This is a genomic window from Serratia sp. JUb9, from assembly GCF_014298095.1.
Classification (GTDB): Bacteria; Pseudomonadota; Gammaproteobacteria; order Enterobacterales; family Enterobacteriaceae; genus Serratia_B; species Serratia_B rhizosphaerae.
Window position 1 is genome coordinate 1,539,846 of the sequence record NZ_CP060416.1, and the last position, 13,230, is coordinate 1,553,075.

General features: G+C 60.0%; 13 protein-coding genes. 12 read left to right on the forward strand and 1 reads right to left on the reverse strand.

All coding sequences use genetic code 11. From position 1 onward, the window contains the following. The first annotated feature begins 36 nt into the window (after positions 1-36). The 8 genes from HF675_RS07265 to mlaA are packed head-to-tail and all read left to right on the forward strand — an operon-like array spanning position 37 to position 6,493. On the forward strand, positions 37-774 hold the full coding sequence (locus HF675_RS07265) for a heme ABC transporter permease (protein ID WP_105232004.1): 738 nt from the start codon (positions 37-39) through the stop codon (positions 772-774). Continuing rightward, complete coding sequence (gene ccmD / locus HF675_RS07270) at positions 771-1,019, forward strand: heme exporter protein CcmD (protein ID WP_105232003.1); 249 nt, start codon at positions 771-773, stop codon at positions 1,017-1,019. The genes HF675_RS07265 and ccmD overlap by 4 nt, the downstream gene beginning before the upstream one ends. Next, a complete protein-coding gene (ccmE, locus tag HF675_RS07275) occupies positions 1,016-1,507 on the forward strand; it encodes a cytochrome c maturation protein CcmE (RefSeq protein ID WP_105232002.1) in 492 nt (163 codons plus the stop codon). Before ccmD ends, ccmE begins: the two co-directional genes overlap by 4 nt. Continuing rightward, a complete protein-coding gene (locus HF675_RS07280; RefSeq protein WP_187044336.1) occupies positions 1,504-3,474 on the forward strand; it encodes a heme lyase CcmF/NrfE family subunit in 1,971 nt (656 codons plus the stop codon). Before ccmE ends, HF675_RS07280 begins: the two co-directional genes overlap by 4 nt. Continuing rightward, entirely contained in the window at positions 3,471-4,022 is a 552-nt protein-coding gene (locus HF675_RS07285) for a DsbE family thiol:disulfide interchange protein (RefSeq protein ID WP_105232000.1), read from the forward strand. Before HF675_RS07280 ends, HF675_RS07285 begins: the two co-directional genes overlap by 4 nt. Further along, positions 4,019-4,483, forward strand: coding sequence for a cytochrome c-type biogenesis protein (locus tag HF675_RS07290; protein ID WP_187044337.1), 465 nt, complete (start codon positions 4,019-4,021; stop codon positions 4,481-4,483). Before HF675_RS07285 ends, HF675_RS07290 begins: the two co-directional genes overlap by 4 nt. Further along, on the forward strand, positions 4,483-5,694 hold the full coding sequence (gene ccmI / locus HF675_RS07295; RefSeq protein WP_105231998.1) for a c-type cytochrome biogenesis protein CcmI: 1,212 nt from the start codon (positions 4,483-4,485) through the stop codon (positions 5,692-5,694). Before HF675_RS07290 ends, ccmI begins: the two co-directional genes overlap by 1 nt. Positions 5,695-5,731: 37 nt before the next feature. Then, on the forward strand, positions 5,732-6,493 hold the full coding sequence (gene mlaA / locus HF675_RS07300; protein WP_015673230.1) for a phospholipid-binding lipoprotein MlaA: 762 nt from the start codon (positions 5,732-5,734) through the stop codon (positions 6,491-6,493). Positions 6,494-6,568: 75 nt separating this feature from the next. On the opposite strand, the gene fadL is transcribed toward mlaA, so the two are convergent. After that, complete coding sequence (gene fadL, locus HF675_RS07305) at positions 6,569-7,891, reverse strand: long-chain fatty acid transporter FadL (RefSeq protein WP_187044338.1); 1,323 nt, start codon at positions 7,889-7,891, stop codon at positions 6,569-6,571. 384 nt (positions 7,892-8,275) lie between these two features. Between fadL and HF675_RS07310 the strand changes: the two genes are divergently transcribed. From HF675_RS07310 to sixA, 4 genes are all read left to right on the forward strand, one after another. Further along, positions 8,276-8,572 (forward strand): YfcZ/YiiS family protein, encoded by a 297-nt coding sequence (locus tag HF675_RS07310; protein ID WP_187044339.1) that lies wholly within the window; start codon positions 8,276-8,278, stop codon positions 8,570-8,572. Positions 8,573-8,775: 203 nt separating this feature from the next. After that, positions 8,776-10,086: an acetyl-CoA C-acyltransferase FadI gene (gene fadI, locus HF675_RS07315; protein WP_111736696.1), complete on the forward strand. Its 1,311-nt coding sequence runs from the start codon at positions 8,776-8,778 to the stop codon at positions 10,084-10,086. Beyond that, a complete protein-coding gene (gene fadJ, locus HF675_RS07320) occupies positions 10,086-12,248 on the forward strand; it encodes a fatty acid oxidation complex subunit alpha FadJ (protein ID WP_187044340.1) in 2,163 nt (720 codons plus the stop codon). Before fadI ends, fadJ begins: the two co-directional genes overlap by 1 nt. 451 nt (positions 12,249-12,699) lie before the next feature. After that, positions 12,700-13,182 carry a phosphohistidine phosphatase SixA gene (sixA, locus tag HF675_RS07325; protein ID WP_187044341.1) on the forward strand — a complete coding sequence of 161 codons (483 nt, stop codon included), beginning with the start codon at positions 12,700-12,702 and terminating at the stop codon, positions 13,180-13,182. The last annotated feature ends 48 nt before the right edge of the window (positions 13,183-13,230 follow it).

Sequence of the window (13,230 nt, forward strand, 5' to 3'; positions counted from 1 at the left end):
GGCGGACGTTTTCATTTACCGTGAGCAATGACAACAATGTGGAAATGGTTACATCAATTCGCCAGGCCCGAGAGGCTCTACCAGGTTTGTGGGCGCTTAGTACCCTGGCTTGGCGCGGCGGGCGCCGTCTGCCTGCTGCTCGGCTGGATATGGGGCTTTGGCTTCGCGCCCAAGGATTATCAACAGGGCGATAGTTTCCGCATTATGTATATCCACGTGCCGGCGGCGATGTGGTCGATGGGCATTTACGCCTCCATGGCGGTGGCCGCTTTTATCGGCCTGGTATGGCAGATGAAAATGTCCGATACCGTCGTCGCGGCGATGGCGCCGGTGGGGGCGGTATTTACCTTTATCGCGCTGGTGACCGGCTCCGCCTGGGGTAAGCCGATGTGGGGCGCCTGGTGGGTCTGGGACGCGCGCCTGACCTCCGAACTGGTGCTGCTGTTCCTGTATATGGGCATCATCGCGCTGTACAACGCTTTTGAAGACCGCCGGCTGGCCGGCCGCGCCGCCGGTATTCTGGTGCTGGTCGGCGTGGTCAATATCCCGATTATTCATTTCTCGGTCGAATGGTGGAACACGCTGCATCAGGGGTCGACCAATATGCAGCAGAGCATTGCGCCAAGCATGCGTACGCCGCTGCGCTGGGCGATCCTCGGCTATTTGCTGTTCTTTATTACCCTGACGCTGATGCGCCTGCGCAACCTGATTCTGGCGCAGGAGCGTCATCGCCCGTGGGTGGCGGCCCTGGTTAACAAGGAGCGTCAGTCATGAATGCCGCATTTTCCTCCTGGACGGCGTTCTTCGCCATGGGCGGTTACGCCTTTTATGTGTGGCTGGCGGTGGCCGCCACGCTGATTCCGTTGCTGGGTCTGGTGTGCCATACCCTGTGGCAACGCCGGCAGCTGCTGGCCGATGTGCGCCGCCGTCAGGCGCGCGAACGCCGTATCCGCCAATCACAACATGCTAAAACATCGGCTGCGCCGCAGTCCGCCGCTGCGCGGGAGAAATCATTGTGAATCCACGTCGTAAAAGTCGCCTCTATCTGGCCATTGTGGTGCTGGTCGGCATCGCGCTTACCGCTTCGTTGGTGCTGTATGCGCTGCGTTCCAACATCGATCTGTTTTATACCCCGGGTGAAATCCTGCAGGGCAAAGGGGAAAATCACGAAAAACCGGAGGTCGGGCAGCGCCTGCGCATCGGCGGCATGGTGATGCCGGGCTCGGTGAAGCGCGATCCGGAAACGCTGAAGGTCAGCTTTAAGGTGTATGACGCGCGCGGCGCAATCGCCGTGACCTATGAAGGCATCCTGCCGGATCTGTTCCGCGAAGGGCAGGGCGTGGTGGCGCAGGGCGTGCTGGGGGAAGGCAACGTGGTGAACGCCAAAGAAGTGCTGGCCAAGCACGATGAGAAATATACCCCGCCGGAAGTGGCCGATGCGATGAAAGAGAACCATAAAGGGCCGGCGTCGGCCTATCGCGCGCCGCAGGAGGACAGCCAGTCATGATACCGGAGCTGGGAAGTTTTCTGTTGTGTCTGGCGCTGGCGGTATCGCTGCTGCTGAGCATTTACCCGCAGTGGGGAGCCGCGCGTCAGGACCGCCGCATGATGGCGGTGGCGCGTCCGCTGACCTATGGCATGTTCGCCGCCATTGCGCTGGCGTTTATCTGCCTGGTGCACGCCTTTATCGTTAACGATTTTACCGTCGCCTATGTTGCCGCCAACTCCAACACGCAGCTGCCGGTCTATTACCGCATCGCCGCCACCTGGGGGGCGCATGAAGGCTCGCTGCTGCTCTGGGTGCTGCTGCTGAGCTGCTGGTCGCTGGCGGTGGCGCTGTTCAGCCGCTCCATGCCGCAGGATGCGGTGGCGCGGGTGCTGTCGGTGATGGGGATGATTACCGCCGGTTTCCTGCTGTTTATCATCATGACTTCCAACCCGTTCACCCGCACCTTGCCGAACTTCCCGATCGACGGCCGCGATCTGAACCCGTTGCTGCAGGACGTCGGGCTGATTTTCCATCCGCCGCTGCTGTATATGGGCTACGTCGGCTTTTCGGTGGCGTTTGCCTTCGCCATTGCCTCGCTGATGGCCGGGCGGCTCGACACCGCCTGGGCGCGCTGGTCGCGGCCGTGGACTACCGCCGCCTGGGTGTTTCTGACCCTCGGCATCGTACTGGGCTCCGCCTGGGCCTACTACGAGCTGGGCTGGGGCGGCTGGTGGTTCTGGGATCCGGTGGAGAATGCCTCCTTCATGCCGTGGCTGGCGGGCACCGCGCTGATGCACTCGCTGGCGGTGACGGAAAAACGCGGCACCTTCAAGGCGTGGACGGTGCTGCTGGCGATCACCGCGTTCTCGCTGTGTCTGCTCGGCACCTTCCTGGTACGTTCCGGCGTGCTGGTGTCGGTGCACTCTTTTGCCTCCGATCCGGCGCGCGGCATGTTTATTCTCGCCTATCTGGTGATTGTGATCGGCGGTTCGCTGCTGCTGTACGCTTTTAAAGGCGGCCAGGTGCGCAGCCGGGTGCAGCACGAAACCTTTTCCCGCGAGACCTTCCTGCTGGGCAACAACGTATTGCTGATGGCCGCGATGCTGGTGGTGCTGCTGGGTACGTTGCTGCCGCTGGTGCATAAGCAACTCGGGCTGGGCAGTATCTCGATCGGCGAGCCTTTCTTCAACACCATGTTCACCTGGCTGATGGCGCCGATGGCGCTGCTGCTGGGCATCGGCCCGCTGGTGCGCTGGCGCCGTGACGAGCCGAGCAAGCTGTGGCGTCGCCTGGGCGTTGCGCTGGTGGTGACTCTGCTGCTGTCGATTCTGCTGCCGTGGCTGCTGCAGGACAGCATTGCCGGCATGACGGTGGTCGGGCTGCTGATGGCGGTCTGGGTCATTGTGCTGACGCTGATGGAGCTGCACGAGCGTGCCACGCACCGTCACGGCTTCTGGCGCGGCCTGCGCCATTTGTCGCGCAGCCACTGGGGCATGGTGCTGGGCCACCTGGGCGTGGCGGTAACGGTGATCGGTATCGCCTTCAGCCAGAACTACAGCGTGGAGCGTGACGTGCGGATGAAGGCCGGCGACAGCGTGGATATTCATGACTATCACTTTGTATTCCGCGACGTGCACGATATCCGCGGACCGAACTACACCGGCGGCGTCGGCATTATCGACGTGACGCGCAACGGTAAGGCGGAAGCGACGCTGCATGCGGAAAAACGCTACTACAGCGTGGCGCGCAGCATGATGACGGAAGCCGCGATCGACGGCGGCCTGACGCGCGATCTGTACGCGGCATTGGGCGAGGAGCTGGACGACGGCTCCTGGGCGGTGCGGCTGTATTACAAACCGTTCGTCCGCTGGATCTGGTTCGGCGGCGTATTTATGGCGCTGGGCGGGCTGCTGTGTATCCTCGATCCGCGTTACCGCATGAAGAAAAAACTGGCGCGTCAGGGCAAGCGGGAGGCGCAGGTATGAACCGTAAACTGTTATTTATTCCCTTAATCCTGTTCTTGTTGCTGGTAGCCGCCTTTATGGTGCAGCTGACGCGCAACGCCGGCGGGGAGGATCCGACCATGCTGGAATCGGCATTGATCGGTAAACCGGTGCCGACCTTTAAACTGGAGTCGCTCGATCGGCCGGGTAAAACCTACGATCAGGCGGTGCTGCGCGACGGTAAACCGATATTGCTGAACGTCTGGGCCACCTGGTGTCCGACCTGCCGCGCTGAACACCAGTATCTGAATCAGCTGGCGAGCCGCGGCGTGCGCGTGGTGGGGCTGAACTACAAGGACGACCGCGCCAAGGCGGTCAACTGGCTTAACAGCCTGGGCAACCCTTACGCGCTCAGCCTGTTTGACGGCGACGGTATGCTGGGGCTGGACCTTGGCGTATACGGCGCGCCGGAAACCTTTCTGATCGACGGGCAGGGCATTATCCGCTACCGCCACGCCGGCGATATGAATGAACGGGTCTGGCAGCAGGAAGTGCTGCCGCTGTACCGCAAGTACGGAGGCGCAGCATGAGGTTCGCCGCCGTGATATTGGCCGCATTGCTGAGCTTTAGCGCCGCTGCGGCCATTGATACTTACCATTTTGATTCGGTGGAGCAGGAGCAGCAGTATCGCGAGCTGACCGAACAGCTGCGCTGCCCGAAATGCCAGAACAACAGCATCGCCGATTCCAACGCCATCATCGCCGCCGATATGCGCGCCAAAGTCTATGAGCTGATGATGCAGGGGCAGAACAAGCAGCAGGTCATCGATTATATGGTGGCCCGCTACGGCAACTTCGTCACCTATGAACCGCCGGTGACGCCGGCGACGCTGATCCTGTGGGTCGGCCCGCTGCTGTTTGTGCTGATTGGCGGCGCGGTGGTGATTATGCGCAGCCGCCGCCGCACTCCGGTGGATAACGACGACTTCTCCGCACAGGAGCAACAGCGTCTGGCGGCGCTGCTGGAAGAGACTGACAGGAAGAAACGCTAATGGCTTTTTGGCTGATGATTATCGTGTTGCTGCTGGGCGCCGCCGCGCTGTTGCTGGTGCCGGCTATGCGGCAGAATCGGGCGGACAGCGCCACCAGCCGCGACACGCTGAACAAGGTGCTGTACCAGGAGCGTCTGAGTGAGCTGGAACAGGATGAACAACAGGGCGTGGTCGCCGAGCGTCCCGAACTGGTGAAAGAGCTGCAACAGAACCTGCTGGACGATATTCCCGGCCAGGCGACGGCGCAGAGTAAACCGATCAACCGCTGGGCGCTGTTGCCGGGCGTGCTGCTGCTGATCGTGGTGGCGGTTGGCTTTTATCTGAAAACCGGCGGTATGGCGCAGGTGGCGGCCTGGCGGCAGGTGCAGGATCAGATGCCGGCGCTGCGCGCCCGGGTCGCCAACGAGCATGCGCAGCCGCTCAGCATGGAAGAGATCGCCCGTCTGGGGCTGGGGCTGCGCACCGCGCTGCAGCAGGACGGCCGTAATATCAACGACTGGATGATGCTGGGGCGGGTCGGTATGGCGCTGAATAACGCCACCACCGCCACGCAGGCGTTTGCCCATGCCTATCAGCTGGATCCGAATAATCTGGAAGTCCGTCTGGGGTACGCCGAAGTGTTGACGCGTTCCAACGATCCGGAAGATAACAAGCAGGCGTCGCTGATGCTGCGTAAAATGATCGCTGAAGATCACAGCAACCTGCGTATTCTCAGCCTGTTGGCGTTTAACGCTTTTGAACAGGGCGACTACCGGCAGGCCATCGGCGCCTGGCAGGTGATGCTAAAATTATTACCGGCTGACGATCGCCGTGCGGAAGTGCTAAAGCGCAGTATTGAACAAGCAAAAGTACAGGCCGGCGACGAAACTGTTAAACTTGGTGTCAATGTCACGTTGTCTCCAGAGGCAGCCAACGCATTACCCCAACAAGGGACGCTGATAATTTCGGTGACCGATGGCAAAAGCCCGGTGCCGGTTGCTGTAAAACAATTACCTCTGAGCCGTTTCCCGCTGTCGTTCTCGCTGGATGACAGCAACGCCATGATGCCGGAGCGTTTGCTGTCGTCGCTGCATCAGGTGAAGGTGCGCGTACGGGTTTCTCATGACGGTCTGGCAACGCCGCAGGCCGGCGACTGGTTCGGTGAGAGTGCGCTGCAGACGTTCAGCGGTAACGGGCAAGTTAGCGTTCAGATAGACAAACAGGTCCCTTAATAAAAGACTGAGCGTACTGTTTTTTATGGAGAAAAATATGAACTTTCGCCTGACTGGGCTGGCTTTCGCAACGGTGTTGCTCGTCGGGTGCGCCAGCACCCCTGAGAACGAACCCCAAGGGCGATCCGATCCTTTGGAAGGATTCAACCGGACGATGTTCGATTTTAACTACAACGTGTTGGATCCGTATGTGCTGCGGCCGGTGGCGGTAGCGTGGCGTGATTATGTGCCGCAGCCGGCGCGTAACGGCCTGAGTAACTTTACTTCTAACCTTGAAGAGCCGGCCAGCATGGTCAACGCCTTCCTGAAGGGCGACCCGTACCGCGGGATGATCCACTTCAACCGCTTCTTCCTGAACACCATTCTCGGCATGGGCGGCCTGATCGACGTGGCCGGCATGGCTAACCCGAAACTGGCGCGCGAAGAGCCTAACCGTTTCGGCAGCACGATGGGGCACTATGGCGTCGGTTACGGCCCGTATGTGATGCTGCCGGGCTATGGCAGCTTCACCTTGCGTGACGAGGGCGGCGACTGGGCCGATTCGCTCTATCCGGTGCTGAGCTATCTGACCTTCTGGATGTCGGCCGGCAAGTGGGTGGTGGAAGGCATTGAGACCCGCGCTCAGCTGCTGGATTCCGATGGCCTGCTGCGCAACTCTTCCGATCCGTATCTGATGGTGCGCGAGGCGTACTTCCAGCGCCACGACTTTATCGCCAACGGCGGCGTGCTGAAGCCGGAAGAGAACCCGAACGCCAAGGCGATTCAGGGCGATCTGGACGATATCGATTCGGCGGAATAGGCCGGCACAGAAAGCGCATAAAGAAAAACCCGCCATCCGGCGGGTTTTTTTATCGTTGATACTGTCGGGCGCAGCTTAGAACGTGTAGTTGAAGTTAGCGCCGTACAGCCAGGCTTTACCTTCAGACTCGAAGGTGTACGGGCCTTCCTTGACGGTAACGTGCTGACCGTGCATATAGGAGACGCCCACGTCCACCGAGGCGTTCTGGTTGAACGCGTAGGTGGTGCCGGCGCTGAGCCAGAAGCGGTCCTGATCCGGGATGGAAATGGAGCGGTTCTGGGCCGGTACCGGGCTGTCATCGAAGGCGATACCGGTACGGAAGGTCCAGTTATCGTCGTAGTAATAGGTGGTACCCAGCGCGATGCGGTAAGCGTCTTTGAAGCCTTCATGCTTCTCGAACAGCGTCTGGCCGTTGCTGCCGGTGGCGCGCAGCTCCTGGAACTGACTCCAGCTGGTGTATGCCAGGCTGTAGTGAACGGCCCACTTTGGCGCCACCCGGTTATAACCGGAAATTTCCCACATCTCAGGCAGGTGCAGCGACAGAGAACCCGGTACAGTTTGCCCATTGGTGCCTAATGGCAGCCCCATGGATGCGAGCATTGGGTTATACTGAGACGGCAGGCTGCTCTTATAGTCGCCGTCGAAGTCGACTTTGATTTCAGAGCGGTAGGTCAGGCCGTAGCGGTTATTTTCATCCACTTCATACAGGATGCCGGCATTCCAGCCAAAACCCCACTCGTTGCCTTTCAAGTGAGCAATCTGGGTATCGGCGGGCATTTGGGATAGTGGGCCGGCCAGATTTGGCGGTACTTGACCGGAGCCGGCGATCAGTTTTGGCAGATCGCCGGCATAGCGTTCGAGCTTAGCCCGCGCATAAACGGCATCAAACCCCACACCGAAGCTGAAGTTCTGATTCAGCCGATACGCAGCGCTCAAGTTCAGATTAAGTGTTTCCAGATCGGTTTTGCCTGCAAATGCGCCGGCGGTATAACTATCATTAAATTCCGTCGCCAGTCCGTAATTACTGGTGACAGAACCACCCAGAGCCCATTTGTCATTGATCGGATGTATATAGTGTAAATTTGGAACCCAGGCGGTTGGGGCAATGTTTTTTGCGTCCAGGCTGGCACCGGATGGTGAAGTACCGGAAATATCAACGCCCGGATCGACAAAGATGGCGCCGGCGGAGAAAGTCGGACGGTCAAACATCATCATGGTTGCCGGGTTGCGGCTGGCTGAGGTGGCATTGTCGGCGACGGCGCCTTCACCAGAAAAAGAACGGCCTAAACCAGAAGAAGAGTACTCATTCAACTGGAATCCTGCGGCATACACGTTTGAAGAAATAATCGCCACTGCAGCTGCAAGAGCTGTTTTCTTGAATAGGTTTTTCTGGCTCATGACCAAAACCTCATTATGTGTTTATTATTTAAACTATGTTACACGTGGTAACAAGGAGCGCGGGATTGTAGGGTCCGTTATCCATCAGACAAATCAGACCAGTGGCTGAATTATAGGTCTGACCTGTTAAGATGTTGCAACTTTGTTTTTTAAATATTTCTTAATTGATATCAAAAAAGAGATCTGCTTAACAAAACGCCAGCGGTAAATAACAAAATTCCTATGTTTGTTGATCAAACAAATATTTTCATTTGTGATTTCCATCACTTAAAACACCCACAGAGAGTAAGTGCTAGTGATCTCATGCAGCGAGGCGTAAAATGGCTCACAGAATCTTGGGTCTTTGCGCCGGGTCACACCTCAGGCGTTGTGAGGAGAATTGATATGTCAGATGCAATAAATAAATGCAGCGCGCAGGAAACGGCAGCATGCTGCTGTGTGGATGTCGGCACCGTGATGGACAATACCGACTGCACCGCATCCTACAGCCAGGTTTTTACCGACGAACAAGACGCGCAGCAGACGCTGGCGGCGCTGACGGAAAAAGCACGTTCGGTGGAGTCCGATCCCTGCGCCATCAGCAGCAGCCTGCAGCCGGTAGACGGCGGCGTGCAGCTGAACGCTGATTTCACCTTTGCCTGCCAGGCGGAAACGCTGATTTTTCAGCTGGGCCTGCGTTAACGCATCACGGTATTCTGCGCGGCGCCCGCCGCGCAGCCTCTTTAATTTTCCCCTTGCCGGTTTATCCCCCGTTTGAAAGTTGCTCCTGCTCGCAGATTTCACCTCTGACGGTTTGCCAAATGTAAACATCTGGTTAACAATGACCTCATCAGGTCAGACCTGTTTTGCGGATTGCGCTGACGTTACTTTCTTCAGGAGCATTTATGAGTAAGGCACTGCCGCTGGTCACCCGTCAGGGAGACAGAATTGCAATAGTTAATGGATTACGCACCCCGTTCGCCAAACAGGCGACCGCCTATCACGGCGTGCCGGCGGTGGATCTCGGTAAAATGGCGGTCAGTGAGTTGGTGGCGCGCAGCGGCATCGATGCAACGCTGATTGAACAGCTGGTGTTTGGCCAGGTGGTGCAGATGCCGGAAGCGCCGAATATCGCGCGCGAGATCGTGCTCGGCACCGGCATGAGCGTACATACCGACGCCTACAGCGTCTCCCGCGCCTGCGCCACCAGTTTCCAGGCGATCGCCAACGTAGCGGAAAGCATTATTGCCGGCAGCATCAGCGTCGGCATTGCCGGCGGCGCTGATTCTTCCTCCGTACTGCCGATCGGCGTCAGCAAAGCGCTGGCGCGCACGCTGGTGGACGTCAACAAGGCGCGCACGCTGTCGCAGCGCTTGAAGCTGTTCAGCCGGTTGAAGTTCCGCGACCTGCTGCCGGTACCGCCGGCGGTGGCGGAATACTCCACCGGCCTGCGGATGGGCGACACCGCCGAACAAATGGCGAAGACGCACGGCATCAGCCGTGAAGATCAGGACGCGCTGGCACACCGTTCTCACCAGTTGGCGGCCAATGCCTGGGAGCAGGGCTGGCTGCACGATGAAGTAATGACGGCATACGTGCCGCCGTATAAGGCGGAACTGACCGAAGACAACAATGTCCGCAAAGACTCCAGCCTGGCCTCCTACGCCAAATTAAAGCCGGCTTTCGATCGTAAACACGGCAGCGTGACCGCGGCCAACAGTACGCCGCTCACCGACGGTGCGGCGGCGGTGCTGATGATGAGCGAATCCCGCGCCAGAGAGCTGGGGCTGCAGCCGCTCGGCTATCTGCGCAGCTTCGCCTTTGCCGCCATCGACGTCTGGCAGGATATGCTGCTGGGGCCGTCGTACGCCACGCCGCTGGCGCTGGATCGGGCGGGCATTACGCTGGCCGATTTAACGTTGATCGATATGCATGAAGCCTTCGCCGCGCAGACGCTGGCCAACCTGAAAATGTTCGCCAGTGCGGCGTTCGCCCGCGAGAAGCTGGGGCGCGACGCGGCGATCGGGGAGGTCGACATGGAGAAGTTCAACGTGCTGGGCGGCTCTATTGCCTACGGGCACCCGTTTGCCGCCACCGGCGCGCGCATGATTACCCAGACGCTGCATGAGCTGAAACGTCGCGGCGGCGGTCTGGGGCTGGCGACCGCCTGCGCCGCCGGCGGTCTGGGCGCGGCGATGGTTGTGGAGGTGGAATAATGAGCGCAGCGACCAATGCACTGCATGAGCAACGGGCTCCACAGACGGCGTTTCGCCTGACCCTGCGGCCGGACAACATCGGAGTGATTACCATCGACGTGCCGGGAGAAAAGGTCAATACGCTGAAGGCGGAGTTTGTTGAACAGATTAACGATGTGCTGATCCAGGCGCAGCAGCAGACCACGCTGGAAGGCCTGGTCATTATCTCCGGTAAGCCCGATTCCTTTATTGCCGGCGCCGATATCACCATGATCGCCGCCTGCAACAGCGCCAAAGAGGCGCAGTCGCTGGCGAAGAAAGGGCAGAGCACGCTGGCGCAGCTGGCGGCTTTTCCGGTGCCGGTGGTGGCGGCGATCCACGGTGCCTGTCTGGGCGGCGGGCTCGAGCTGGCGCTGGCTTGCCACAGCCGGGTATGTTCCCTGGACGATAAAACCGCGCTCGGCCTGCCGGAAGTGCAGCTGGGGCTGTTGCCGGGATCCGGCGGCACGCAGCGGCTGCCGCGTCTGATTGGCGCCGGCAAAGCGCTGGATATGATGCTGACCGGCAAACAGGTCCGCGCCCGTCAGGCGCTGCGCATGGGGCTGGTGGACGATGCGGTGCCGCACGCCATTTTGCTTGAGACGGCGGTCGCGCGCGCCAGGCAGGGCTGGTCGGCGCGGCGCGAACTGCCGTGGCAGGAACGGTTGCTCAACGGCCCGCTCGGGCGCAGTGCGCTGTTCGCCATCGTGCGCAAGAAAACGCTGGAGAAGACGCACGGTAATTATCCGGCGGCGGAGCGGATTATCCAGGTGGTGCGTACCGGTTTGGACCAGGGCAGCGCCAGCGGTTATGAGGCCGAGGCGCGCGCGTTTGGCGAGCTGGCGATGACGCCGCAGTCAGCGGCGCTGCGCAGCCTGTTTTTTGCTTCCACCGCGCTGAAAAAGGAGCGTGGCGCCGATGCGCAGCCGCACGCGCTTGAACGGGTTGGTATTCTGGGCGGCGGCCTGATGGGCGGCGGCATTGCCTGTGTGACGGCTACGCGCGGCGGTTTGCCGGTACGTATTAAGGACATCAGCACCCAGGGCATTAATCACGCGCTGAAATACAGCTGGGACGTGCTGGGCAAGCGGGTGCGCCGTAAGCGTATGCGTCCGGCGGAGCGGCAAAAGCAGATGATGCTGATTTCCGGCACCACCGATTACTGCGGTTTCGAGCAGGTGGACATCGTGGTGGAGGCGGTGTTCGAAGATCTGGCGCTGAAGCAGCAGATGGTGGCGGAGATAGAGCAGCACGCCGCGTCGCATACCGTCTTTGCCTCTAACACCTCTTCGCTGCCGATTAGCCAGATCGCCGCCAAGGCGCAGCGGCCGGAGCAGGTGATCGGGCTGCACTATTTCAGCCCGGTGGACAAAATGCCGCTGGTGGAGGTGATACCGCATGCCGCAACCAGCGCCGCAACCATCGCCACTACCGTAGCGTTGGCGCATAAGCAGGGGAAAACGGCGATAGTGGTGGCCGACCGCGCCGGTTTTTACGTTAACCGCATCCTGGCGCCCTATATTAATGAGGCGGCGCGCTGTCTGCTGGCCGGCGAGCCGATCGAGGCGCTGGATAAGGCGCTGGTGGATTTCGGCTTCCCGGTGGGGCCGATTACACTGTTGGACGAGGTCGGTATCGACGTCGGCACCAAAATTATTCCTATTCTGGTGGAAGAACTGGGGTCGCGCTTCGCCGCGCCGGCGGCGTTTGATGCGGTGCTGAAAGATGGCCGCAAAGGGCGCAAGAACGGCAAGGGCTTCTATCTGTATCCCAGCGAAGGCCAGCAGCGCCAGCGCCGAAAACGTGCTGACGCTTCGGTTTATACGCTGCTCGGCGTCACGCCGAAGGCGCATCTGCCGCCGGCGGAGATCGCCCAGCGCTGCGTGATGATGATGCTGAACGAAGCGGCGCGTTGTCTGGAAGAAGGCGTGATTCGCAGCGCCCGCGACGGCGATATCGGCGCGGTGTTCGGCATTGGCTTCCCGCCGTTCCTCGGCGGACCATTCCGCTATATGGATGAGCTTGGTGCGGAGACGGTGGTGAAAACCCTGCAATATCTGCAGCAGCAGCACGGCGAGCATTTTGCGCCGTGCGAACGTCTGCAGCGCATGGCACAACAGGGCGAGCGTTTCTATCCCCGCTAGCGGGCAGCATGGCGGCCCGATTTGCACTACAGTAACAACAGAGGCGTGATGTGATCGCTATCACTCCTTGCGACACCTGCAATCCCGGACGCTGTACAGGGAGATGGGGGCGAGGTAACGTAGGCTGTCGGCGGCGAAGGGTGAGCCGCCGGTATGAAATCTCGCGCATTGCGCGTGAAATTTAACCTGTTGAATTGGTTATAAAGTGAACGATGGCTTCGCGTAAAGTCGCGCCGACGGCGAAAAAACGGCGTTTTCTTTACGTGAACTTTCAGGCAAAATGCCCGGCCGCCATAGAGAGACGGCGCGTTATCGTTTGGAAGCACGATGTGCTTTTGCGTTAATCAGGGGCCCGGCGCTACGGCACGTTCAGCGTGGCGGGTAATGAGCCGGAGTCATTGAAGCGGCTGCTGCAATTACGCAGTTATTTTGTCAACAACAGCGGTGCACTATGCAAGTTTTGATTATGCGTCACGGAGAGGCGGCGCTCGACGCGGCCAGCGATGCGGTAAGACCTCTTACCCTCTGCGGTCGTGATGAGTCACGTCAGATGGCGGCCTGGTTGAACACCAAGTCTGTGGATATTGAACGCGTGCTGGTCAGTCCTTATCTGCGCGCCGAGCAGACGCTGGACACGGTGCGCGCTGCGCTGACGCTGCCGGAAGGCGCGGAAGTGATGCCGGCGCTGACCCCGGACGGCGACGCCGCGCTGGTCGGCAGCTATCTGCAGGTCCTGGCCCAGCAGGGGGTGAAGTCGGTGCTGATCGTTTCCCACCTGCCGCTGGTCGGCTATCTGGTGGCGGAACTGTGCCCGGGCGAGTGCCCGCCGATGTTCGCCACCTCGGCAATTGCCAACGTCGAACTGGCGCAGGACGGCCATGCGGGCAAGCTGGAGTGGCAGGTCGGCCCGTCTCAGCTGATGGTGAAAGCCTGACGGCGTAATGTGCGTTAATTGCAAAGGGCGATGATAAACATCGCCCTT